Source organism: Mycolicibacterium neworleansense (genome assembly GCF_001245615.1).
In the GTDB taxonomy this organism is placed as follows: domain Bacteria; phylum Actinomycetota; class Actinomycetes; order Mycobacteriales; family Mycobacteriaceae; genus Mycobacterium; species Mycobacterium neworleansense.
In genome coordinates, this window is record NZ_CWKH01000001.1 from 1229260 (window position 1) to 1253336 (window position 24077).

22 protein-coding genes and 1 pseudogene are annotated in these 24077 nt (G+C 63.6%); 11 read left to right on the forward strand and 12 right to left on the reverse strand.

Annotated features, from left to right (window positions below; translation table 11 throughout):
* The first annotated feature begins 89 nt into the window (after nucleotides 1-89).
* The gene (locus BN2156_RS05870) at nucleotides 90-662 is read left to right on the forward strand and encodes a TetR/AcrR family transcriptional regulator (protein ID WP_090511265.1); all 573 of its coding nucleotides are present in this window, start codon (nucleotides 90-92) and stop codon (nucleotides 660-662) included.
* Nucleotides 663-800: 138 nt separating this feature from the next.
* On the opposite strand, the gene BN2156_RS05875 is transcribed toward BN2156_RS05870, so the two are convergent.
* The 3 genes from BN2156_RS05875 to BN2156_RS05885 all read right to left on the reverse strand — a co-directional run bounded on the left by BN2156_RS05875 (nucleotide 801) and on the right by BN2156_RS05885 (nucleotide 3752).
* A complete protein-coding gene (locus BN2156_RS05875; RefSeq protein WP_090511268.1) occupies nucleotides 801-1610 on the reverse strand; it encodes an LLM class F420-dependent oxidoreductase in 810 nt (269 codons plus the stop codon).
* 163 nt (nucleotides 1611-1773) lie between these two features.
* Nucleotides 1774-2931, reverse strand: coding sequence for a serine hydrolase domain-containing protein (locus BN2156_RS05880; protein ID WP_090511270.1), 1158 nt, complete (start codon nucleotides 2929-2931; stop codon nucleotides 1774-1776).
* Between the two features lie 59 nt (nucleotides 2932-2990).
* A complete protein-coding gene (locus tag BN2156_RS05885; protein ID WP_090511273.1) occupies nucleotides 2991-3752 on the reverse strand; it encodes an IclR family transcriptional regulator in 762 nt (253 codons plus the stop codon).
* Nucleotides 3753-3927: 175 nt separating this feature from the next.
* Between BN2156_RS05885 and BN2156_RS05890 the strand changes: the two genes are divergently transcribed.
* Both BN2156_RS05890 and BN2156_RS05895 read left to right on the forward strand, forming a co-directional pair.
* On the forward strand, nucleotides 3928-5205 hold the full coding sequence (locus BN2156_RS05890; protein WP_090511274.1) for a DUF6986 family protein: 1278 nt from the start codon (nucleotides 3928-3930) through the stop codon (nucleotides 5203-5205).
* Nucleotides 5202-6017, forward strand: coding sequence for a bifunctional allantoicase/(S)-ureidoglycine aminohydrolase (locus BN2156_RS05895; protein WP_090511277.1), 816 nt, complete (start codon nucleotides 5202-5204; stop codon nucleotides 6015-6017). Before BN2156_RS05890 ends, BN2156_RS05895 begins: the two co-directional genes overlap by 4 nt.
* Nucleotides 6018-6071: 54 nt before the next feature.
* Here BN2156_RS05895 and BN2156_RS05900 read toward each other — a convergent pair whose 3' ends face one another.
* Both BN2156_RS05900 and BN2156_RS05905 read right to left on the reverse strand, forming a co-directional pair.
* Nucleotides 6072-6794 (reverse strand): aspartate/glutamate racemase family protein, encoded by a 723-nt coding sequence (locus tag BN2156_RS05900; protein WP_090511280.1) that lies wholly within the window; start codon nucleotides 6792-6794, stop codon nucleotides 6072-6074.
* An 11-nt stretch (nucleotides 6795-6805) separates the two neighbouring features.
* Complete coding sequence (locus BN2156_RS05905; protein WP_090511282.1) at nucleotides 6806-8311, reverse strand: NCS1 family nucleobase:cation symporter-1; 1506 nt, start codon at nucleotides 8309-8311, stop codon at nucleotides 6806-6808.
* A gap of 224 nt (nucleotides 8312-8535) precedes the next feature.
* Between BN2156_RS05905 and allB the strand changes: the two genes are divergently transcribed.
* Nucleotides 8536-9903 (forward strand): allantoinase AllB, encoded by a 1368-nt coding sequence (gene allB / locus BN2156_RS05910; protein WP_090515547.1) that lies wholly within the window; start codon nucleotides 8536-8538, stop codon nucleotides 9901-9903.
* Nucleotides 9904-10105: 202 nt separating this feature from the next.
* Nucleotides 10106-10909: a ParA family protein gene (locus BN2156_RS05915; RefSeq protein WP_090511285.1), complete on the forward strand. Its 804-nt coding sequence runs from the start codon at nucleotides 10106-10108 to the stop codon at nucleotides 10907-10909.
* 172 nt (nucleotides 10910-11081) lie between these two features.
* On the opposite strand, the pseudogene BN2156_RS30355 reads toward BN2156_RS05915, so the two are convergent.
* The 4 genes and pseudogenes from BN2156_RS30355 to BN2156_RS05945 form a co-directional block, all read right to left on the reverse strand.
* Nucleotides 11082-11189: pseudogene (locus tag BN2156_RS30355) on the reverse strand (decaprenyl-phosphate phosphoribosyltransferase); the annotation flags it as partial.
* A gap of 450 nt (nucleotides 11190-11639) precedes the next feature.
* On the reverse strand, nucleotides 11640-12254 hold the full coding sequence (locus BN2156_RS05930) for an SMI1/KNR4 family protein (RefSeq protein ID WP_131725129.1): 615 nt from the start codon (nucleotides 12252-12254) through the stop codon (nucleotides 11640-11642).
* Nucleotides 12255-12285: 31 nt separating this feature from the next.
* The gene (locus BN2156_RS05935; protein ID WP_090511293.1) at nucleotides 12286-12837 is read right to left on the reverse strand and encodes a YaeQ family protein; all 552 of its coding nucleotides are present in this window, start codon (nucleotides 12835-12837) and stop codon (nucleotides 12286-12288) included.
* A 1052-nt stretch (nucleotides 12838-13889) separates the two neighbouring features.
* A complete protein-coding gene (locus BN2156_RS05945) occupies nucleotides 13890-14813 on the reverse strand; it encodes a protein kinase family protein (RefSeq protein ID WP_090511295.1) in 924 nt (307 codons plus the stop codon).
* A 482-nt stretch (nucleotides 14814-15295) separates the two neighbouring features.
* On the opposite strand from BN2156_RS05945, the gene BN2156_RS05950 reads away from it, so the two are divergent.
* The 3 genes from BN2156_RS05950 (at nucleotide 15296) to BN2156_RS05960 (ending at nucleotide 18411) form a co-directional block, all read left to right on the forward strand.
* Nucleotides 15296-15667 carry a VOC family protein gene (locus BN2156_RS05950; protein WP_235625216.1) on the forward strand — a complete coding sequence of 124 codons (372 nt, stop codon included), beginning with the start codon at nucleotides 15296-15298 and terminating at the stop codon, nucleotides 15665-15667.
* Nucleotides 15668-15767: 100 nt separating this feature from the next.
* The gene (locus BN2156_RS05955) at nucleotides 15768-16514 is read left to right on the forward strand and encodes an alpha/beta fold hydrolase (protein ID WP_090515550.1); all 747 of its coding nucleotides are present in this window, start codon (nucleotides 15768-15770) and stop codon (nucleotides 16512-16514) included.
* Nucleotides 16515-16587: 73 nt separating this feature from the next.
* Nucleotides 16588-18411, forward strand: coding sequence for a serine/threonine-protein kinase (locus BN2156_RS05960; RefSeq protein ID WP_090511301.1), 1824 nt, complete (start codon nucleotides 16588-16590; stop codon nucleotides 18409-18411).
* A 301-nt stretch (nucleotides 18412-18712) separates the two neighbouring features.
* On the opposite strand, the gene BN2156_RS05965 is transcribed toward BN2156_RS05960, so the two are convergent.
* Nucleotides 18713-19123 (reverse strand): FHA domain-containing protein, encoded by a 411-nt coding sequence (locus tag BN2156_RS05965; protein ID WP_090511303.1) that lies wholly within the window; start codon nucleotides 19121-19123, stop codon nucleotides 18713-18715.
* 314 nt (nucleotides 19124-19437) lie between these two features.
* Here BN2156_RS05965 and ppk2 point away from each other — a divergent pair, with 314 nt between their 5' ends.
* On the forward strand, nucleotides 19438-20298 hold the full coding sequence (ppk2, locus tag BN2156_RS05970; RefSeq protein ID WP_090511305.1) for a polyphosphate kinase 2: 861 nt from the start codon (nucleotides 19438-19440) through the stop codon (nucleotides 20296-20298).
* Between the two features lie 108 nt (nucleotides 20299-20406).
* Here ppk2 and BN2156_RS30520 read toward each other — a convergent pair whose 3' ends face one another.
* Nucleotides 20407-21129, reverse strand: coding sequence for a GAF and ANTAR domain-containing protein (locus tag BN2156_RS30520; protein ID WP_131725130.1), 723 nt, complete (start codon nucleotides 21127-21129; stop codon nucleotides 20407-20409).
* A gap of 288 nt (nucleotides 21130-21417) precedes the next feature.
* Here BN2156_RS30520 and BN2156_RS05980 point away from each other — a divergent pair, with 288 nt between their 5' ends.
* Nucleotides 21418-21831, forward strand: a complete 414-nt coding sequence (locus BN2156_RS05980; RefSeq protein ID WP_090511310.1) for a CBS domain-containing protein — start codon at nucleotides 21418-21420, stop codon at nucleotides 21829-21831.
* Nucleotides 21832-21902: 71 nt separating this feature from the next.
* On the opposite strand, the gene BN2156_RS05985 is transcribed toward BN2156_RS05980, so the two are convergent.
* Nucleotides 21903-22706: a DUF5642 family protein gene (locus BN2156_RS05985; RefSeq protein ID WP_131725131.1), complete on the reverse strand. Its 804-nt coding sequence runs from the start codon at nucleotides 22704-22706 to the stop codon at nucleotides 21903-21905.
* A 281-nt stretch (nucleotides 22707-22987) separates the two neighbouring features.
* Between BN2156_RS05985 and BN2156_RS05990 the strand changes: the two genes are divergently transcribed.
* Nucleotides 22988-23995, forward strand: a complete 1008-nt coding sequence (locus BN2156_RS05990) for an acyl-ACP desaturase (RefSeq protein WP_090511313.1) — start codon at nucleotides 22988-22990, stop codon at nucleotides 23993-23995.
* Nucleotides 23996-24077 lie beyond the last annotated feature (82 nt).

Sequence of the window (24077 nt, forward strand, 5' to 3'; positions counted from 1 at the left end):
TCCTTCGCAACTCAGCGGGCCTCGCAGCACGGCGCCCTCAGTGATGTTTATCCATTGGATAACCCTTATCCAATGGATAAACTGCGGGAGTGGCCCTGTCAAGCACGGAACTCAACGGCGGCGCACGCGACCGGCTCCTGGCTCGGCTTCTCGACGCCTTCGAGGGGGATCTTCCCTCGCCGGAGGTGTCGCTGCGGGAGGTCGCCACTCGAGCTGGGACCAGCCACGCCCTGCTGCGGTACCACTTCGGGTCACTCTCGGGCGTTTTGGCGGCCATGCTCACGGTGCAGCGATCTCGTGACAACGAGGCGCTTTTCAAGACCGCTGAGCAGGGCACCTTTGACGACCTCGTCGTGGCAATCTGGCGGACCTACACGCGCCCCGAGCAGCTGTCACGCATCCGCGGCTTCTTTCACGTCGCGGGGCTCGCCGCCTACAGTCCAGAAGACTTTCGTGAGTTCATCGTTTCGCTCGACGACCTGACCGCGACGCTGGCCTCACTCGCGGAACGCGACGGGCATGACACCAAGAAAGCGCAGGACATGGCCACCGTCGCCACTGCCGCGATTCGTGGCCTGCTCTTGCAGAAAGTTCTGACTCCGGCACTGCATTCCGAGGACACGATCAACTTGATCCTGCGTATGAGCCGAGCCGACGACTGAGCGCATCACAGAAGGTGATGTCCTCGACCGAGACCGAACGGGTTCGCACGCTTTTCGTTACTGACATACCGATGCCGCAAGATCGATGTGCACTTCGTCGCGCCACACCCGGCGAAGCGCGCACACGATCGGCCGCCGTCATCCGTTGTCCCGCCATATGAGCACCTGCTTGAGGGACGTGAGGTCGTAACCGTCATCTGCGGTGAGTTCTGTCTGGAACAACGTGACGCCGGCCTCGCGGAAAGCATCGGCGCTGTGGGCGTTCTGCCACAGCGTCGAGCGCTCGATGTCGGCGCCGTTGCGGCCGTACGTCGCTGCCAGCTCGTCGACTCGGTCGCTGGACTTGCGGAACGCGTCGAGGTCTTGGAATGCGTGCCAGATGTCGGCGTGCCGGGCAACGGCGGGCAGCGAGCGCTTGGGTCCCGTGCCACCGATGAGGATCGGCAACTTGCGCACGGGTGGCGGAATCAATGCAGCCAGCCGCTTCTCGATGCGGATCAGGCTCTCGTCGAACAGGTCGAAGCGGGAACCGAACGTGCCGAAGTCGTAACCGTAGGTGGTGTAGTCCTTTTCGTACCACCCCGCGCCGAGGCCGAGGATCAGGCGACCTCCGCTGATGTGGTCGACGGTGCGCGCCATGTCAGCGAGCAGGTCTGCGTTGCGGTAGCCGACGCCGGTGACGAGGAGCCCGATCTCGGCGTGTGAGGTGATCTCGCCCCACGATGCGAGCGCGGTCCAGCCCTCAAAGTTGGCGACGTCGGGCTGCTCGTCTGACAGGACGGGCTTGCCGTCGACGATGGCTTCCAGCGCCGGGCGGTGGAAGTGGTCGTAGCCGAAGATCACGTCGACGCCGAGGTCGTCGGCGGCCAGGACAGCGTCGCGCCATGTGCGGTAGTCGGGAGCTCCACCCGGCTGGATCTGTACGGCGACGCGGACGGGACGGGTCATGGATGCTCCTGAGTCAGGGAAAGGGCGACCCTTGAGCCAAGTTCACCGGGTGCGGTGTTTATTCCGGGACGGCACCTCAACGCGGTCTGTCGGTTGGGACCGCTCCGTATCGGCCCACTCATCCCAGGATCGCCCCGCGCCGCGCGTGTCAGTTGCGTCGGTGTCAGAGTGCGTCGTACACGGCGGCGATGAGCCGATAGGCACGGCGATCGCCGGCCAGCCAGTCGCGGCGCAGATTGGGCACGAAGGCGAAAGCGACCTTGTGTTCGGGATCTGCCAGTCCCACCGAGCCCCCGGCGCCCGGGTGACCGAAAACTGTCCGTTGCGCAGGTTCGGGCACCACGAAGTTCTGCGACGGCAGCATGTAGCCGAGCCCGAATGCACTTTCCAAACGCAGTACCCGGTCCTGGCCGCGCACGCGTTCTGTGATCGCCTCCCGCAGAGGACCCGGTGCGACCAGGGTTCCGCTGATCAGGTCGGCATAGAATTTGGCCAGATCACGAGCGGTGGTGACCAGGCCGGCCGCGGGCCAGCCGGCCGCCAATACTTCGGGATCGTTATAAGAGGCAACGGGATTCGATGATGCCCGGAGGAACAGCGATTCTGAATCGGCGAACGCGGCCACCATCTCGGCTACTGTGCCCTCCGGTATCGGCGGCGCGTTCTCGGCGCTCCAGACACGCTGCTCGCGCGGTGGTGAACTGATCCGGGCAGCCTCGCCCACCTCCGCACCGGAAGCGCCGATGAGCAGTCGATCGCCCAAGTGGCGCCGCGTGAACTCGCCGACTGTCATACCGGTGTGGCGGCGCACGAATTCGCCGACCAGCCAGCCGAAAGTCAAAGCGTGATAACCATGTTCGGTCCCGGGTTGCCAGAGGGGGGATTGGCGTGCCAACAGGTCGGCCATCGCCGCGGGATCCGCGGCTTCGGCCACCGAAACGGGGCGCTCCAAGACGGGCAACCCGGCCCGGTGGGCCATCAGGTCGCTCAGGGTGGTCTCGTGCTTGTCGTGTTGTGCGAATTCCGGCCACCAGGCACTCACCGGTTCGTCGGCGCCGTGGCCGCACTGCTGGGCGACCACGAGGGCCGCGGTCGCCGTTACTCCCTTGGTGCAGGAAAAGGCCGGACATGTGGTGTCGCGCGTCCATGGACGTCCCGTCCGTCTGTCGGCGATGCCTCCCCACAGATCGACCACCGCACGACCGTCGACGAATACCGCCACCGCGGCGCCGAGGTCGTCGCCATTGGCCAAGCCTGCGTCGAAGACGTCTTTCACTTCCGCAAACGCGGGGTCAACGTGCCCCGCTGCCGAGCTGGACATGCCCCGAATTAGAACACGTTCTAGTGCGGGCCGAGTGCGGATCCCGGAAGACCGAAGGTTTACTGCTCCCTGGCCCCGATCAGGGCTTCGGAGATCACGCCGGTCGCCTTCTTCAGTGCGGGAACGGCTCGAGCGACCAAGTCCTCACTGAAATGAGCCGACGGCCCGGAGATGCCGATTGCCATCGGAGTCGGAGCGCCGGGCACCGCCATCGCGACGGAGCGAACGCCAATCTCGAACTCCTCGTCGTCGATCGCATAGCCGTCCGCGCGCACGCGTTCGACGTTCGCGAACATCGCCGACAGGGTCGACGCACTGTTCTCCGTTGGTGCGGAAAGTCCAGACTGCGTGACCAGTTTCAGAATGCGCGCATCATCGAGTTCGCCCAAGACGGCCTTGCCCACGCCGGACGTGTGCAGCCCGACGCGCTTGCCGACCTCACTGTTCGTCTGCGTCAGCTTCGAGGGCACAACCTGCCCGGTGTAGATCACCATGTCGCCGTCGAGCACGGCGAGACTCGCCGTCTCCGACAGTTCGTCGACCAACGACTGCAGCACCGGAGCGGCGACCGCGCCCAACTGGCGGTTCGCCACTTCACCAAGCCGAATCAATCTCGGCCCCAGGGCGTAGCGGCGATTGGGCAGTTGGCGCACGTAGCCGATTCTGACCAGCGTGCGCAGGAGGCGGTGAATCGTCGGCGGTGGCAAGGGGGACTCCGCCGACAACTCCGTCAGCGAGCATTCGCCGCCCGCACGGCCGATCAATTCCATCAACTCGAACGCCCGCTCCACCGACTGCACGCCACCCGACTTGTCAGCCATACAGTCCACTCCCGGTCGATGATTTTCGTTCCATCCAACATGCACAGGATGATTTCCGCAATATGGAAAAAGTGTTTCGACGAGGAAACGCACATCGGGCGCCGATTACACTCGCGTTAAACTCCACAATGTGGAATTCTGGCCTTGAGGAACTTCCAAACAGGGAGGCACATCTGTGATACGTCGCCTCGACGATGCCGTGCTGGCCGACGTCGACCGCCACCTCTCGGCCGCCGATGCACAACTGGTGGACCGATACCCCGGTGACGACGGCCGTCGGCAGCCGGTCCACACGGTTTACATCCCGGGAAACCGGTACACGGCGACGATGCCCGCCGACTGGGGCTCCACCGCTCTGGCAGCCGCGAAGGACGCCGGAGGGCTCGACGCGGTGGCCGTACTCGTCGGTGCGAGCAGCGAGACCGGCTGCGACCCCGAGACTCTCGCCGCCCTCGTCGAGCACAAGCTCACCACAGAGCCGATCGAAGACCTCCGGATCGACTTCGAGGACGGCTACGGCACCTTCGACGACGCGACCGAGGACGCCGATGTCGCACAGGCGGTCTCTGCGCTGCGGAGCGCACTCGACGCCGGCACCTCGACGCCGTTCGTCGGCACCCGCTTCAAGTGCTTCGAAGCAGGCACCCGTGCGCGCGGACTGCGCACGCTCGACATGTTCGTGAGCGGACTCGTCGAGTCCGGCGGGCTGCCCGACGGCCTCACCCTCACCCTCCCCAAGGTGACGTCCGTCGACCAGGTCGAGGCGATGGTCGTGGTCGCGGGGGCACTCGAAGGTGCGAACGGACTTCCCGGCGGCCGCATCCGCTTCGAAGTGCAGGTCGAAACACCGCAGGCGATCCTCGGCGCCGATGGCCGCGCACCCGTCGCCCAGTTCATCCACGCCGGCCAGGGCCGCGTCAGCTCGCTGCACTACGGGACCTACGACTACTCGGCGTCCCTCGGTGTCGCCGCCGCGTATCAGTCGATGGAGCATCCGGCCGCGGACCACGCCAAGAACGTCATGCAGCTCGCTGTCGCAGGTACCGGGGTGCACTTGTCCGACGGCTCGACCAACATCCTCCCGGTCGGTGACCCCGTCAACGTCGCCATGGCGTGGAAGCTGCACGCGCGCCTGGTTCGGCGCCACCTGGAACGCGGCATCTACCAGGGCTGGGACATGCACCCCGCCCAACTCGTCACCCGATACCTCGCGACCTACGCGTTCTACCGTGGCGCCTTCGCGCCCGCTGCGTCGCGCCTGCGCAACTACGTCCACCGACTCGACTCGACCGTCATGGACGAGCCGGCCACCGCCCGCGCACTCGCCAACGTGATCCATCGTGGCAGCGTGTGCGGCGCCCTCACCGCCGACGAGATCGAGACCGCCACCGACCTACCCACGTCCACCGTGCGCGACATCGCGCTCGGCCGCACAACCAGGAGCAATCAGTGACCACTGCGTCGTACTACACGCCCCGCGGCGGCCTGCCCCCGCAGACCGATCTGCTGACCGACCGCGCCATCGTCACCGAGGCCTACACGGTGATCCCGCGCGGCGTCCTCTCGGACATCGTCACCTCGGTGTTGCCGGAGTGGACCGATACCCGCGCATGGATCATCAACCGGCCGGTCGCGGGGGGCGCGACGACGTATTACCAGGCGATCGTCGAGGTCAAGCCCGGCGGCGGGGCGCAGCGACCCGAGCCGCAACCCGAGGTGCAGAGCTTCCTGTTCGTCACCTCCGGTGCGCTCACCGTCGACGCGGCAGGTCAGTCGCAGACGCTCACCGAGGGTGGCTTTGCCTACCTTCCGGCAGGCACCGACTGGTCGGCGCACAACAACGGCGATGCCGACGCGACGTTCGTGTGGATACGCAAGCGCTATGAGGCCATCGAGGGCCACCCGGTGTCGGTCAAGTTCGGCAACGAGCAGGACATCGAACCGTCAGCCATGCCGGGGACCGACGGCAAATGGCGCACGACGCGCATGCTCGACCCGCAGGACCTCGGGTACGACATGCACGTCAACATCGTCACCTTCGAGCCCGGCGCGACCATTCCGTTTGCCGAGACCCACGTCATGGAACACGGCCTGCTGATGCTCGAAGGCAAGGCCGTCTATCACCTCAACGGAGACTGGGTGGAAGTTCAGGAAGGCGACTTCCTCTCGCTGCGCGCCTTCTGCCCGCAGGCGTGCTACGCGGGCGGGCCGTCCAACTTCCGGTACTTGCTGTACAAGGACGTCAACCGCCAGATCATGCTCTGACACGTCGAACCGGGCGCCTCTTCCGAGGCGCCCGGTCTCGTCTATGTCGTTGGCCTACAGCTCAAAAGGCCAGCCGATGACCTTTTTCTCGCGGGGAGTCGCGTAGGTGCGCACCTTCGACGTGGACAGCCCCATCCGGACCAGACCTTCGGCGATGGTGACCGCCGAGCGGACTCCGTCGACGATCGGGACGCCCGTTGCGGCCCTCACCTTCTCCTCGAGTTCGGCCATGCCGCCGCAGCCGAGGCAGATCACTTCGGCGTGGTCGTTCTCGACTGCCTCTCGCGCCTGGCGGACGATCGCCTCGACCGCACGGTCGGGATCCGACTCGAGTTCCAGCACACCGAGGCCGGATGCCCGCACCGACGCGCATCGTGCGTCGAGTCCCGCGAGTTTGAGACGGTCTTCGATCAGCGGAACGGTGCGGTCGAGCGTGGTGACGACCGAGTACTTGTGTCCCAGGTACATGGCTGTCGATGCGGCCGCTTCGGTGATGTCGACCACCGGGACGTCGAGCAGCTCCTGCAATCCTTCCCGGCCGTGCTCGCCGTAGCCGGCCTGGATCACCGCGTCGAACGGCTCGGGGTACGACGTGATCGCGTCCATGACCGCGATGGCCGCGAGATAGCTCTCGAAGTTTCCTTCGCACGAGTCCGCACCGAAACGTGGTGTGATTCCGACGATCTCGGTACCCGGCGATGCGACGCCACGCGCCGACTCGGCGATCGCATCGGTCATCGACACCGTGGTGTTGACGTTGGCTACGAGGATTCTCATGGTGGTCCCTACTAGTGCGTGCTGGCCACGGCGATCGGCTCGCCCGAGACATCGTTGAACGGCCCCCGGCGGTCTGCGACCACCAGGTACACGATCGCACCGAGTCCGGCGCCGATGAACCAGGAGAACTCCGAGACGACCTTGAACGCCGGAACGAACGCCAGCAGGAGGGCTACCACCGCCGTGATGACGAGGGCGATCACGGCACGCACGTTGACGCCCTTTGCGTAGTGGTACTCACCCTTGGCGTCGGTCGTGAACAGAGCTAAAACGTTGATGTTGGAACGACGCACCAGCCAGTAGTCGGCCATGATGATGCCGAACAGCGGCCCCAGAATGGCACCGAGGCCGCCGAGGAAGTAGTTGATGACGGCAGGGGAGTTGTACAGGTTCCACGGCAGGATCACCAGGCCGATGACGGCCGAGATGAATGCTGCGCGCCGGAAGTTCAGGTGCGATGGGAACAGGTTGTTGAGGGCATAGATGGGTGCGACGAAGTTGGCCATCATGTTCACGGCGACGGTCAGGATCAGCAGTGCGAGAGCCGCGAGCACCAACAGCATGGTGTTCGGGACTTCCTTGACGATGTCGGCGGGCGCGTCGATGATGCGTCCGTCGATGCGGAACTGAGCGCCGGCCAGGGTGATGACGATGCCGCCGAACACCAGCATGTTGAGCGGGATGCCCCAGAAGTTGCCTTTCACGATCGCCCGCTTCGACGTCGCGTTACGGGTGAAGTCGCAGAAGTTGAGGACGAAGGTGCCGTAGATCGCGACCCACAAGCTGGCGCCGCCGACGATCTTCAGCCACATGTCGGCACCGGTCAGCGAGTCGGGCGTCGTCCACGCGATGGACCAGTCGGCGTTGTTGAGCATCCAGACCGCGAGCGCGACCATGGTGATCAGGATGACCGGACCGGCGAACGCCTCGTACTTGCGGATCATTTCCATGCCGTAGCTGACGATTACCACCTGGATCACCCACAGCGCGACGAACGAGATCCAGCCGAGCGTCGACAACCCCAGGAAGCTGTTCGAGTCGAGGGTCTGTGCCGACGGGGCGAGCGCGATGATCAAGATGCGCAGCACCACGGACGCGAGGTAGGTCTGGATGCCGAACCATGCGATCGCCACTGCGCCACGGATGATGGCGGGGATCTGCGCGCCGCGGATGCCGAAGGCGATGCGGCTCATCACCGGGAACGGGACGCCGGTCTTTTCTCCCATGAACCCGGAAAGGCTCAGCAGCAAGAACAGGAAGGCGCCGCCAAGTCCGAGCGCCACCAGGATCTGCCACCCACCGAGGCCGAGGGCGAACAGCCCGATGGCGAACGAATAGTTGCCCAGGCTGTGCACGTCGTTGGCCCACAGCGTGAAGATGTTGTAGGCGCCCCACCGTCGGCCTTCGCGCTTGGTGGGCGCGAGGTCGGCGTTGTACAGATGCGGGCTCACGTCGGCGAACGGGGTTGCATCGGCGCGGTCGGAGTCGCCGATAAGCCCGGTGGACTCTGTGGTCATGGATACGCCTGTCACGGTCGGAGCGACGACGCTCAGCGTCGCCGCAAATATTCCACTATGTGGAAGTAATATTCCACGGGTTCAGTAAGTAAGTCGCATCCGCATACCACCTGTCAAGCTTTTGGCACGATTGACTGTGTCAACGCTCACATCTAGAGTCCACCGCAGTATGGAGTTTCGTTTCCACGATGAGGAATTATGCTCGTAGCATGGAAGAGCTGCCGATGACCGCCGACGCAGGGGAGCGGTCCAACCAACCCGATTTCGACCTGGTGGTCCGCGGCGAGCGCACGCTGACGACGGCGGGAATCGTCGCCCGCGAGATCGGTATCCGCGACGGTCGCGTCGTCGCGATCGAGCCGCTGGGGAGCGGCCTCACAGGCGCGGAGATCGTCGAACTCACCGACGAGCAGGTCATGATTCCCGGCTTGGTCGATACGCATGTGCACGTCAACGAACCGGGCCGCACCGAGTGGGAAGGGTTCGACTCCGCCACCCGCGCAGCGGCGGCCGGCGGTGTGACCACGCTGATCGACATGCCGCTGAACTCGATTCCGCCGACGGTCAACGTCGAAGCGCTGAATGCCAAGCGCGCGGCCGCATCGGGCAAGACCCACATCGACGTCGGTTTCTGGGGCGGTGCGATTCCGGGCAACACCGACGATCTGCGCGGGCTGCACGACGAAGGCGTGTTCGGCTTCAAATGCTTCCTGCTGCACTCCGGCGTCGACGAGTTCCCGCATCTCGACGCCGATGAGATGGAGAAGGACATGGCCGTACTGGTCGGCTTCGACTCCATGATGATCGTGCACGCCGAGGATTCCCGCGCGATCGATCATGCGCCGTCGGCCGAGGGGGACCGGTACGAACGCTTCCTGGCGTCACGGCCGCGCGGTGCCGAGAACGTGGCGATCGCCGAGGTGATCGAGCGAGCCCGGTGGACCGGGGCACGCGCGCACATTCTGCACCTGTCGTCCTCGGACGCCCTGCCGATGCTCGCGACGGCCAAACGCGATGGCGTCAGGATCTCTGTTGAGACGTGCCCGCACTACTTGACGCTGCTCGCCGAGGAGATCCCGAACGGCGCAACCGCATTCAAGTGCTGTCCGCCAATCCGCGAGGCGTCGAATCGGGAACTGCTGTGGCAGGGCTTGCTCGACGGCACGATCGACTGCATCGTCTCTGACCACTCGCCGTCGACGGTCGACCTCAAGGACGTCGAGAACGGCGACTTCGGTGTTGCCTGGGGCGGCGTCGCGTCACTGCAGCTGGGTCTGTCGTTGATCTGGACCGAGGCCAAGCGTCGCGGGATAGCCCTCACGCAGGTGATCGAGTGGATGGCGGCCAAACCCGCCGCGCTCGCCGGCCTGAACAACAAGGGCAAGATCGCGCTTGGCTACGACGCCGACTTCGCGATCTTCGAGCCTGAGTCTGCGCAGGTTGTCGACGTGCACAAGCTGCACCACAAGAACCCGATCAGCCCGTACGACGGACGTGCGCTCGCCGGTGTCGTGACGAGTACCTGGTTGCGCGGCAAGAAGATTGACTTCAAGACCGCACAGGGGCGGATGCTGCGCCGCGGCGGCGTGTAGCGCAAGGCAAAGTGAAACCGGGGCTCGGCAAGGGAAGGGCGACGGTTCCTCGGATGCAACATGCCGTGGTTCCACTGACGGTGCGCCGGGCGAGGGGATATCCGCTGTTCGACATATAAGCTGAGAGCGCGCGGTGTCTGGCAACAGCGCGAACACGATGGAGAATGCAGCGAGGTGAGTCGGCATTGCATAGAGGCTCGCAATGGTAGCTGTTTCGGCGCTGGTGCTTTCGGGTAAGGGCGGAACAGCGAAAACGCTATGGCAGATGATGCTGGCGGGGGAGGCCTCGCGGGCCGGGATCTCCGCGTTGTTGGTCGACGCAGACCCAGAACGAAATCTGTCTAATCACTTTGGAGTGTCGCAGCATTCGACCGGCTTGGGTTCAGTGCTTGAGGATGCTGATATCAGTTTTTGGGGGAATCCCGACAAGGGTGCGAAGCGACTCGATGAGGAGATCATTGAAACAAGATGGCCCGGCATCGATTTGCTACCCGCAGGGGCTTCCTTAGGCCGTGTTGCAGGCTTCGGCGCACCGGACACCGGATTGTTGCGGGCCATCTTTGACGCTGCCGGCATCTTTGGCCGCTATGAGGTGGTCTTGATCGACACCGGCGGCCGCACTGGCTCTCTGGAAGCCCTGGCAATGCATCTAGGTGATGTTGCGTACGCGCCGATCACTCCGACCCTTGATGCGGTACGCAAAGCCCGCGAGGCCCGCGACAGAGTTGAGCGTATCCAACGAACACATCCACTCAGGTGGTGCGGTGTAGTTCTATCCGGTTTCGACCGTAGAAACGGCATCGACCAGTCGATCAGGGAACGGGTACAGACGGAATTCGGCGACGAGGTCCGTGCTGAGCTGCCACGTCGGGCCGTTGTCAATGAGGCCTTTCAACTCGGAAACCGACTCGGTGATTGCTCCGACCCAATCGCGACGAATCTCGCGCGAATCTTCCGAGATTTCCTGGAACGCGACCTGCTGGGTCGAAACACGAGCGACCGGTGACTCCAGCGAAATAGGGTGGGGAACAACGGGATAACGAGTGTCGTGTGCCGTGTATGACTGATGACCCTTCGGTGGCGACTCAAGCCGAAACGATTGCGGCGCAGATGATCGCCATCCACGCTACGCCCAGTACCTGCAATACGCGGTCTTGCAGAACGATGTCTTCGGGCTCGCCGGCAATCGCTCTCATTAGGTAGGCCGACGAGATGATACAAATATCAACTACGGCTTGATGTTTGAGGCCGACGCAGTAGCCGAGCTGGATCGCCAGATAGACCACATTGGACATATCGCTCGCGATCGCGACGTGAACACCGAGGCCGACCGCATTCTTGCGCTGACCGGCCTGACGCCCCTTCTCGACCTGGAGGTCATCAATCCGGGGCAGGCCCTCGCCGCAATCGATCAGCATCTCGACGAACTCTTCACATCGTAGGGTTGTCGCCCGCTCGAGCTAGGCCAGGAACTTGATGGGCTCGGAGACCTGAGATGGCATATTCGGCTGGTACGGGCGCGAGTCGCGGAAACTCCCGGTATCCACGACCCGATCGCCCGTCTTTGCAGCACCGGGATTGCAGCCAACGTCAAGTCTAGAGAACAAGAAAGGAGGACGCATCGGAGTATTGCTCGGCAATGGAAAGGGGGATGTGGGACGGAAGAGGCGAATGCTCAGGTGGATGCGCAGAAGGTGGAATCGGCGCGGACTTCATCAGCACCGTTCGTCGCGGTGTCAGATGGTGTCGCGCTGTTGCGACAACAGTTCTTCCCAGTAAGGGATGCCGGGGTTGAGCCTGGCCGCGATCTCGTACACGTGCTGCTGGTCGCCCTCGTAATAGCCAGGAACTCGGCCATGCCCAGCTGGTAGCGCCCCAGAGGACAACCATTCGGTGAAGGTGTCGAACATCGTGGCCAGGTTCGAGAACGTTGCGGTGGGGATGTCGCCCAAGAAGTCGTTGATCACCCGGTGGTTGCCGTTCTCGTCGGCCTCGGTCTCAACCAGGAAGACGTTGCCGTCCTCTTGAAGAAATGGAAACGCGTCCTGCCACGGCGGTTCCGCGTAGTCATTCGATCGCCGGTAATCCCACTCTGCCAGCGCGTCTTCGAAGCTCAACAACCAGTAGATGCCGTAGAACGAGGGCTGGTCGAGCTCGTACTGGTATCCCGGGACCAGGTTGAACGCTCCGTAGAACTCGCATACATCCGGTGGTGGCTGGGGCAGACCGGCCCGGCCGAGCAGGTCTTCCATTCGTTGCGTCGAAAGGCCCGGACGAAGGTACCGGGTGAATTCGTCACCGCCCGCCGATAACAGCTCGAACAGCCGGGCGGCCGACTCAATTACTGCCACCGATTCAGGTTACGGGTCCGTGCTATGGCGTTCACTGCAATGGTTCGGGCGTGAAGGTGACGTCGACTCCGCCTACGGTCATCGTCACTTGACCTTCGATCACCATCACCTGCGCCGAGATCCGTCGATCGACAGTCTGGGCCAGTTGTTGCACCGGTGCGTGCGGTATCCGCACGACCGACAGGTTTGCCAGCCCCGCCACTTTGGGGCCGACGGTGCGCCACCAGGTGGTCACGCCGGCGGCGAACGGAAACAGCAGCACCTGGTCGGCCTGGCTCGCCGCCTTGCCCAACACGCGTTCGTCGGGCTGGCCGACATTGATCCACTCCACGATCCGGCCCGTGTAGTCGGCGAGCCGCAAGTCCGGTACGCCAGGGGTGGATAGGCCCGCGCCGAACGCCAACTCGGCGTCGACGTCGCTGAGTCGGTGTGCGCGTAGCCCAAACGCCAACAACCGCACCACCATCCGCTCATCGGTCTCACTGGGGTGACGGGCCACGGTCAGGATGTGATCGGCGTAGTAGCCGTGATCGACATCGGAGACGCCAAGTTCGACTTTGAACACTGTTGCAGAAAGAGCCACGTCATAGTGTCCACCCTGGTGGTGTTCCCCGGACAGTCGGGGGCGTCGGGGGATAAGTGCGCGCGCAGGTAGGAGATCGCCGCGATCAGGCGGCTTGGATCATCGCCGAACGCTGCCGCATAACGGATCGGGATTTACCCGCACGATCTGTTTTCGCGGTTTCAGCTCGCCGCACCCGTCGAGCGGCGAGCACCGGATCAACCCTCCGTCGAATGGGGCAGTGGCGCGAGGGGTGTCCGTAGTCTGGCAGGCAGTACCAACAAGTTAACATAATGTAGCTTATCGGTACATTACCGACCTGGTGATGATCGACTGTCGCTGGCGTACCGTCGATCTCTTCGCCTTGCCTGCGGAGTCGTTCCCGGCAAGGATCCGGTCGCGACGCGTCGACGCCTCGGATACGTACGCCGGTACTCACGTCGGTCTATCGGCGGTGACGGCCACTGACGCCCCTCGGCGCACTCCGGGTACGCCTCGAGTATTACGTCACAGTGACGATTATCCGCCTGATGCCTGTGTGTCATATTCAATTGCTGTGCAGGCACTTTGGGCTCGCGTCGGCCCGGAGTGAGGCTTCAGTGGCGGTCTCAAGTGCTTGCCCGGTGATAACGTCGTCAGTGACTGCAAGGGGCTGACGAGATGGCTGTTGGGGCGAGACGGGCTCGGTGGCGAGCTGCGCCACTCGTGGCGCTGATGGCTGCGGCGACGCTCGCGGCCGGCTGCTCGGCTGATCCAGGTCGACCGAGCGCGTCGGATGATCCTGTGACAACGCTGCCGATCCCGGCCAACATGCCACCGTTCCCATATCCGAGCGATATTCCACCGGTGCCGTTACCCGGCGCCGTGCCCACTGTCGAACTGCCCAGCGACATTCCGCGGGCTCAACTTCCGGCTGATGTACCCCAGGTCGAGTTGCCTTCTGCGATCCCCCGGGTCCAGTTGCCTTCTGCGATCCCTCCTATCCCCTTTCCGTGAAGGCGGCGAGAAGGGCGATATTCGTCACTGTGACGTATTGTGTTGTGGTGGAACGGATTTGGTGGGCGGCGTAGCTTCTACTCCGAGTCTGCAGCCAATTCTTCGTACAACCCTTCCAGGGCGGTGCGGTCGTCTTCGGAGCCGATATGCGCAGCAGTGAACCATCTTGTGTACTCGGCGATTTCGGAGAGCCGCCAGTCCAGTGCGAACAGCTCTAGCATCGCGGGGTCGGGTCGCAAGAGGTGGTGTGCCGCAGCGGGTAGGTCGGCATAGTCCCGTTCGGGCGGTGCAAGAGCCAGCGACTCCCAATCGACCAGCTGGACACCGTCGGCGGTCACCACCTGGTTGTCGTTGTGTGGCTCGCCATGTGTCGGCACCCATGCGTCGCGTCGGGAGCATGCTGTCTCCGCCAGCTCTAGGTAGCGCTCGGTCCAGCCCTGGATCGGTTCAATGTGCGAGGTAAGGGCCAGCCGCGCCTTCTCTGCCAGCGGGCCGCTCGTCCAGGGTTCGGCGGTGCGAGTTCGCAACTCTTCGGCGAACGAAAACCCGACCTGCGGGGTCCATGGCCGCAGCCCCTCAGGTGGAAGGGCGCTGTGCAGCGCATCCAGGGCCAGAACCACTTCGCGGACATGCTGGGGTTCGCGGGCCTGCACCTCGGTCGGGCTGCTGCCCTGCAGCCACGGCGTCACGCTGAGTGCACCACCCCTGACATCGACGGTGAACCGTCCAGACCGGGACGGCAGCGGTGCACACACCATGTTCAAACCAGCGGCGGCCAGGGCGGCGGCCCCGGCATAGGCAGCCTCAAGGGACGATCCGGTGTGTCGGGGTTCCAACTGGTCCAACGTCACGAACAACGTGGTGGCGCCGCCGATCACCCGCCAGTGGTGCGCACCGAAACCCCATGGCAAATAACGGATATCGGTGATCTCGGGCAACCAGTGTGCAGCGACCACATTGGCGATCGTCTCATCACCAATGGACTCGGGGCGGGATAGCACGGGCCGAATCCTAAGAGATTTGCGCCCGAACAAGAAAGGGAATTTGCGCTACCCGCACGGCCCGGGCCGGTCACGGGTCAGACACCAGAGTTCCCCGATACGGGGCAACCTCAGGCGCTCGGCCACACGCTGTGAGGACAGGTTGTCCGCGGAAGTGCTGTAGTACAGGTGCGGGACCCGGCCCGTGCAATGGGAGGCCCAGGCACTGACCACTGCTGCAGCCAAACCCCGGCCACGCGCACCCATCCATGTCCACACACCACCTCGATCTCGGCAGCGAGCGCATCCAGTGCAGCGGGCCCGAGTGACATGGCCGCAAGGTATCCAGGGATCCGATGGAATGTCGAGAGAATATTCTTGGCCAAAGAGCTTGCAGCCCGTGCATCTGTCAGGTAACTGAACCCGCCCAAGGCCGAGAAATCCGCGACAACAGCGGTGCCGCGATGAGTCTCGCTGCGCGGCAGAGTCTTACTAACATGACGATGACGACGAGAGTGTTGAGTGTGTCGGTTCCGGTGTCCGACCAGGACACCGCGCTGAAGTTCTACACCGAGGTGCTGGGGTGCGAACTCCGCACCGATATCGAGGTCTGGCCGGGTGCGCGCATGATCGAGGTCGTGCCGCCGGGCTCGGACGTCTCCCTGGTGCTCCTGCCGCACGACAGCCAGATCCCGATCGCGATCCGCCTGGGCACCACTGATGCTCAACAAGCCCACGACAGGGTCCGTGAGGCCGGGGTGACGCTGCACAACGAGGAGCTGGTCCGGATGGAGGGCATACCGGCGATGTTTTCCTTCACCGACCCCGACGGCAACGGCTTGGTCTACCTCGAGGACACAGGACCGACTCGCTGAACTGCCCGGAGGACCGCGATGGCGGACGCGCGATCCGTGCCCGGCAGCCGGATCCAGCGTTCAGGTACCCCGGGGCGACGCCGGTGCAAGGATGGCATTCATGACTGTGGTTCTCGTGCACGGTAATCCGGAGACGGACGCGATCTGGGGTCCACTTCTCGATGCGCTCGGTCGCGATGACGTGGTGCGGCTGTCGCCGCCGGGATTCGGTGCTCCACTCGCGGACGGCTTTTCGGCAACCTTTCTTGCCTACCGTGATTGGCTCGAAGGTGAGTTGGAGAACATCGACGAACCAGTCGATGTCGTCGGGCATGACTGGGGCGGCGGCCATGTGATGAGCGTCGTCATGCACCGGCCTGAACTGGTGCGCAGCTGGGCCACCGATGTCATCGGCGTCCTGGATCCCGACTACGTTTGGCACGACATGGCCCAGGTCTGGCAGACACCTGGAGAAGGCGAGGAGCTCGTCGACACCATGCTGGGCGGAACCATCGAGGATCGCGCCGCCCAGATGTCCGCGCTGGGCATACCGATCGACATCGCCACCTCGATTGCCGCTGAGCAAGGACCGGACATGGGGCGCGCGATCCTCTCGCTGTACCGCTCGGCCCGCCAACCCGCGATGGCGGAGGCCGGCCGAGCGCTGGAGAATGCTCGGGCCCGGCCGGGCCTTTCCCTGCTCGCCACCGACGATCCCTACATCGGCTCCGACGACATTCGACAGCGTGCGGCGACGCGGGCCGGTGCACGCACGGAGGTACTCGACGGACTGGGACATTGGTGGATGGTGCAGGACCCGGCTCGGGGCGCGGCAGCCCTCACCCGTTTCTGGGACAGTCTCGACTGATGCTGTTCGGGACGTCGCGGTCCTGACGAACATCTGTTCGCGCTCGAGTTGCCGTCCTTTGTAGGCTGCGAACATGCCGTTCAATGCCGGTGACGTCTTTGCCGGGTACACCATTCAGCGGCTCCTGGGCGCCGGTGGCATGGGCGAGGTCTACCTAGCCCAGCATCCTCGCCTTCCCCGTCTGGATGCACTCAAGATTCTTTCGGTGAGCACCACGCGCGATGACGAGTTCCGCGCACGGTTCAACCGGGAGGCGGAGTTGGCCGCATCGTTGTGGCATCCGCATATCGTCGGGGTGCACGACCGGGGCGAGTTCGGCGGCCGGCTGTGGATCTCGATGGACTACGTCGAAGGCACCGACGCCAAGCACTTGATCGAGCAGCACCCGTCTGGGATGCCCTTGCAGGATGTGGTGGAGATCGTCACGGCAGTCGCCGAAGCCCTCGACGTCGCGCATGAACGGAACCTGCTGCACCGCGACGTCAAACCGGCGAACATCCTGGTCACCACCCCGTCGGGAAGTGCCCGCCGACGCATATTGCTCACCGATTTCGGTATCGCCCGCGAAGCCGACGACGCAAATGGCCTCACGGAGACCGACGTGGCGATCGGTACCGTCGCGTACGTAGCGCCCGAGCAGCTCACTGGGAAGTCGCTCGATGGTCGGGCAGACCAGTACGCCCTGGCGGCGACCGCCTTCCATCTGTTGACCGGCTCGCCGCTCTTCGACGACACCAATCGCATCGTCCAGGCCGGCAACCACCTCTATACGCCGCCGCCCCGGCTGTCCGAGCGCCGTCGCGACCTCGCCCATCTGGACGCGGTGATGGCGAAGGCGCTGGCCAAGCAACCCGATAAGCGCTACGCGCGGTGCCTGGACTTCGCCCGGGCACTGGGCGGGAGCACGAATGTCTCGACCGCGCCCCAGCCGGTGCTGCCTGGTTCTGGTGTCCACACCGCCCCGCTGCAGATCCCCGACGTCCACGAGCCGAGCAGCTCACCGGAAACCAAGCGGTTGGCCATGCTGACGATCCTGGGCACCGCCCGCGGCGTACAGAAGACGCCGACCGGGCCTGACGGCGAGGAAGAGGTCTGGACGTTCCGCGTGGAGCGATACGAGTCGACCGGTGAAGCGCACACCGTCGTGCCGGTCGAGCTCCGCGGCAACTCCATTACGGGCGAACTCTCCGACGGGGACGTGGTGGAGGTCAGCGGCCCGTGGGACGACCGAACGCTGTTCGCCGACTCGGTGGTCAATCATTCGGCCGGCACCCGCGGACGCCGCCGGCGCAACTCGTTCGAAGTGAAGCCAGGCAACCGCCGCCGGGCTTTGACGTCCCGTCCGGTGCGCATCGTGCTGGTTTTGGCCGTGATCGCGGCGGTCGTTGCAACGTCTGTCCTTCTCATCCGCGGTTTGGGCTCGTCCGACCACAGCGCGCAGGGGCCGATCGTGAAGCCCGAGAGTGCGACGGTGTTCTCCCCCGGCGGCTCACCAGACCATCCGGATCAGGCGAGTCTGGCCATCGACGGCAACCCGGATACGTCGTGGTCTACCGACATCTATCAGGATGCCGCGCCGTTCCCGGCCTTCAAACAAGGCGTCGGCCTACTACTTCAGCTCCCCTCGCCGACCGCGCTGAACGAGGTGACGATCGATGTGCCCAGCACCGGAACAGAAGTCCAGATTCGTGCGGCAGACAGCGCCCACCCGAACAGCCTGTCCGAGACCACCGAGCTGACGCCGAACGTGGTGTTGCAGCCGGGCGACAACACCATCAGCGTCGACAACCAGACGGAAACATCCAATGTGCTGGTGTGGATTTCGAAGTTGGGCACCCTCGACGGGCAGAGCCGTACGAACATCTCGGAGATCACGCTACGGGCCGCTGGCGATTGATCCGCGGGCCGCGCGGATCCGATCGTCGGCGCCACCGAGCCCCGGCCCTTCCCCTCGTCGAAATGAATCGCGATCTAACGCTGGTACAACGGCGTAATGCGCGGGCTAACCACCTCTGAGCGAGTGGGCGCACCCTCCAGCGTCGAAAATTCGGCACAATCAGTTAATGTGAGGCTTATCGACGGGGGAAAACACGCAGCGCAGCATGCGTTTTCATCGGCGGGTTGGTGATCGGACTCCCCCCGTCCAGGTATCGCATCGCGTGCGCCTATCGGGCCGTACTCGCGGACCGATCGATCGTTCAAGTAGCGTCGAGTTCACGGCAGGTAAATACGAGGTCGAACTTGCCTATCCAGATCTCGTCACCATTGTTCAGGGGCGCAGACTCAACCCGGATCTGGTTGACGTAGACACCGTTGAGGCTTCCGGTGTCGATGACCCAGTAATGGCCGTCAACCCATCGGAACTCGGCGTGCCGGCGGCTGACAGTGACGTGATCGAGAAGGACTGTGCTGTCGGGATATCGGCCGGCAGTGGTGTATGGATGGGCGAGCGCGAATTTGGCACCAGAAGCCGCGCCGCGGACGATGGAGAGCACACCGGATCCGAGTTCGGCGTTGGTTGGCGCACAGTAGTGTGCGGTGGTTTGTGCAGCCGGGTCTTGTGGTGCGCGGCGCACGGCGACGGTGCGGGCGTTGTCGCCGTCATCCATGAGCGGTGGAGGAACTGTGACTGGCGGGCTCACTCAGGTTGTCCCCTAGCTGGTTTCACCCTCCAAGGGCGGAAGGCTGCCGCTGCAGCGAGGCACATGACGTGTGCCGCGACCTCCTTCTATACATATCGTTTGTGGGCCAGTTGGTTCCAGGGCCGAATGTCACTTCATCGGAAGTTCCAACACAACACGACCACCGTCCACAGTCCATGGGGAGATCTACCGCATGACACCTGCCGTAGGAGCACCGGGCGCAGTGTCGGTCCTCTGCCGTACCGCTGAACAGCCCCATGCTGTGGTCCTAGAATTTGAGTATGGGTGCAGCATCCAAAGACGGACCGGTCAAGAAGAAGTCGTCGCTCAGCGGCCAGAAGAAGCTCTCGAACAAGGTGTATGAGGCTGAATTGTTCCGCCTGCAAACTGAATTCGTGAAGGTCCAGGAGTGGGTCAGACATACCGGTGCGCGCATCGTGGTGATATTCGAAGGCCGCGACGCCGCGGGTAAAGGCGGCACCATCAAGCGGATCACCGAGTACCTCAGTCCGCGGATCGCGCGGGTGGCCGCGCTCCCGGCACCAACCGAGCGCGAACGGGGCGAGTGGTACTTCCAGCGATACATCGCGCACCTGCCCGCGAAGGGTGAGATCGTGCTGTTCGACCGCTCCTGGTACAACCGAGCAGGCGTCGAACAGGTCATGGGCTTTTGCACGCCGCAAGAGCATCAACTCTTCCTGCGCCAGACACCGATCTTTGAACAGATGCTGGTCGAAGACGGCATTCTGCTGCGCAAGTACTGGTTCTCGGTATCCAACGAAGAACAATTGCGACGGTTCAAGTCGAGACGGAACGACCCCGTCCGGCAGTGGAAGCTCTCGCCAATGGATCTGGAATCGGTGTACCGCTGGGAGGACTACTCGCGAGCCAAGGACCAGATGATGGTTCACACCGATACACCTCAAAGCCCGTGGTACATAGTCGAATCCGATATCAAGAAGCATGCGCGGCTCAATATGATGGCCCATCTGCTGTCCACCATCGATCATCATGACGTGGAGCGGTCGACAGTGACGCTCCCGGAACAGCCTGTGCAAGCAGCCGACTACCGACGGCCGTCTCGCGATTTGTCCCGATACGTCGACGATTACGTGGCGACTCTGACCGGGGACCGCGAGTAGCGCGGGCACACTACCGTCACGTGCACGTCGCTCGATGGCCGGTTCGACGTGGAGCCGCCTCCGACCCAGCAGACAGGCAGCACGCAATCACGGGACTTCTCACCGGCCTCAGGATGGTCCGGGGGCTACCCGGTCGAGACGGATTGTGAATCGTCGTTCAACCACAGCCCGGCCGGCATCCGCCAGGGTGAGATCGTGGCCGAAGGCGTATGCGCGCAAGCGCACCAAGGCATCCACGACCGTGATGCCCAACTGATTGGCAGTCAGTGCGATCGCCTGATGGACTTCCGAACGCCACAGAGCCGGCTCTTCTCCAGGATCGATGCCCACACCCAGCGGCGGAGTAATCCCGCTACGGATGTCGATCGCCAGTGCCAGCGCTGTGTCAGCGTACAGCAGGGCGTCGAGCAACTGCTGGTGCCCCAGATCGACCGGACTGTCATGGACGAGGTCAAAGACACCCAATGGAACTGCCCCCAATGCCAGCGGAAGGCTGAACATGGCCTGCACTCCCCGACCAACCGCCTCAGCGGCAAAAACCGGCCAGCGGTGCCTGCTTCTGAGGGAACTCAGATCCTCGGCGAGAATAGGCCATCCCGATTCCAGCGCATCAATGCCAGGCCCCTCGCCGACCTTGGCTTGCAGCTCTTCTAACTCACGAACTTGCTGACTGGTGGTAGACGCCAGCTCGAGCGTGGACCGGCCCGTAGTGAGCAGCAGGCTGGCACCGCTGACGCCGAGTTCACCGGCACAGACCGAACATGCCAGATGTGGCGACAGCGAGCCGGCCTCTTCCCGCGCACGACTTGTGAGCGATGTCCAAATCCGCACAACGTTAACTTTATGCATCGCAGCCCATTCCGATGTCGATACGTGGCCCGCACTAGACACCCTGGCCTGGTCCCAGCGGCCGAGGCGATGATTGACACTCCCACATCGGGGGTGTTCGCGACGTCGATTACGAAGGCGAGAGGACTTAAGTCCCCTCTAAAGTTTCGAACGTCCCGTATCACTGCAACGGGACGGTGTGCGTTTGATGCCCCGCCGCGGCACAGGAAATGGCCGACTAGAAGACTTAAGTCCCTATCCGCGGCCGCTGCGGGATGCCACCATCGTGCCATGGTCAATGTTCTCTCAGCCGGCTTGATCTCTGTCGCGGATCTCATCGGTGATTCAGTGGTTCGGGTGCCCTCCGACGCGACAGTCGCGACGGCAGCGGAGACCATGGCCGAGGCCGGAATCGGCGCGGTGGTGGTCGGCGACCAGGACCGGCCCGTGGCACTGGTGAGCGAACGTGACGCGATACGCGTCATCGCCGCCCATCGGGATCCAGCTTCGGTTCCCGCAATCGACGTGGCGAGCACGAATCTGGTCTGGTGCGAGGCTACCGATACCGTCGAACAAGTGGCCGTTCGGATGACCGACCGTCACATCCGGCACATCCTGGTAGAACGTGCTGGTGTGTTGGTGGGTATCGTCTCCGCCCGTGACCTGCTCGGTGTCTATGCGGCGGAGGCCAACCCCGTGGTGTGAGCTCGTCGGCTGAGTGGCGCATCGGTGCACGGCGTTGGATCTGGAACCGCCACTTTGCCTTTCGCACGCGGTCAGGTTGTTCTCAGCGTTGCCAGTGCGTGTATGAACAGATCGTTGGCCGGAGTCGGGTCGATGTCACGGAGTGGCTCGGCATTGATCTGGCCGGTGAGAGTGACGGTGACCGAGTGCAGATCGTCGAGCAGCGCTCGATAGACGTAGCGGACAGAGTCGATGCTGGGTCCGGTGCCGTCAGTGATGGTGTAGCGGACCCGCACGGCCTGGCTCGATTTCACTGCTACTCCCTCCGGGATCGGGGGTAATGCAACCGAGCCGGTGAAGCCCTGGATGAGGCCCGCCTTGTAGAACACCACCGCGTCGCAGTGTGCGGGCAAGTCTCGGACGGGTATCGGCTTCGGCGAGACCAAGGCGGTTACTTCCAGCAGGCGGTCCTGCGTTCTTCCGGTAAGGCTGTCGACGACAGCCCCTGTGGGTGGTGATTCGCCGCCGTTCCACTCGGCCGGGTTGGCGCAGTTTGCCGGGATGACGGTGGCGCCGTCCGTCAAGTTCTCCTGCCTACGAAAAGGCTGTTCGGTCACGTCAGTGGCATCGGCAAAGCCCAGCTGGAACCCAGAGGGGAACTGGGCAGCGAGATCCACCAACTTGATCAGCCACTGCCTGTCAATTGCCACGGACGTACCGCTGTTTTTGACATGGCTGTTCAGCTCCCAGCCCGCAAGTCCTGACAGCGGCGGGACGAGGATAGTCGCGGTGGCGAGCAGAACCCAACCTCTCCGAGACAAACGTGGCCGTTTCTCAGAGGCGGTATCGTCGCCTTCTGAACGGAGCGCGGAGTCGGAATCCGCTGTGTCAGACAATGTTTGTTCAGCCTCCTGTGGATATCTCGGCGGGTCTGAGGGCGTCCTTCATGGTGGATAGGACCGCGCGTGCCGGAGCGGTGGAACTGTCAACTGCGCCCGCACCGCTTGCCGCATGCCTTCTGACTACCCTCAGTGCGCGTAGGGGCGCCAGGGCCGAAAGTCCTGATCTGGCAATCACATACTGGAACGAAGCGCGGACGTCTCTGTTAGGAACAGGCCTCCCCGCAAAACCGAGCGATGACAAAAGTCCCTACCCGCGCCCCAACAGGACCCGTTAAATGAAACTGCAAGTAACAGGTACGGGCTCAGGAGGGACTTTGCCGAAGGACTCGAACGATCTGCGATTGCTGAAAGAACTGGAACCGGTGGCAGAGCGCCTGCTCAACAGGCATCTGTCGATGATGAAGGAATGGAGTCCGCACGACTACATTCCGTGGTCGGACGGCAAGAACTACTACGCCCTGGGTGGTCAGGATTGGCACCCGGACCAGTCTCAGTTGTCGGAGGTCGCCAGGCTCGCGATGGTGGTAAACCTGCTCACCGAAGACAACCTGCCCTCCTATCACCGCGAGATTGCGATGAATATGGGCATGGACGGCGCCTGGGGCCAGTGGGTCAACCGCTGGACGGCTGAAGAGAACCGGCACAGCATGGCGCTGCGCGACTACCTCGTGGTGACGCGAAACAGCGACCCGATCGAACTCGAAGAACTTCGCGTCGAGCAGATCACCCGCGGCTTCTCCCCCGGTCAGAACCAGCAGGGAAACCTGTTCGCCGACAGCCTCTTCGATTCCGTCCTATACGTGAGCTTCCAGGAACTGGCCACCCGGGTGTCACACCGCAACACCGGCAAGGCCTGCAATGACCCGATTGCCGATCAACTGCTGCAACGAGTTTCGGCCGACGAGAATCTGCACATGCTGTTCTACCGCGACGTCTCCGCGGCGGGGTTCGAACTCGCACCGAATCAGGCCATCGCTTCGGTGTACCGGATTCTCAACAACTTCACGATGCCGGGTTACACCATTCCAGCGTTTCGCCGCAAGGCTGTGACCATTGCGGTTGGTGGCATCTACGATCCGCGCGTCCACCTGGAGGAGATCGTGATGCCTCAGCTCAGGAAGTGGCGCATCTTCGAACGCGAGGATTTCACCGGCGACGGAGCGCGGGCGCGGGACGATCTGGGTGTCTTGGTCGAGAAGCTCGAAGAATCCTGCGTGAAGTTCGATGCGGCCAAGGAGCGCCGGCTCAGCCGTGCAGCTCGCCATGCCGAAAGACCGGCTTGACCGACGGTAGCGGGACAAGCATTGTGCAGGTTGGCTTGTGGGTGGGCCGGATCACCGGCAGTCGTCATTCCGGGTCACGGCG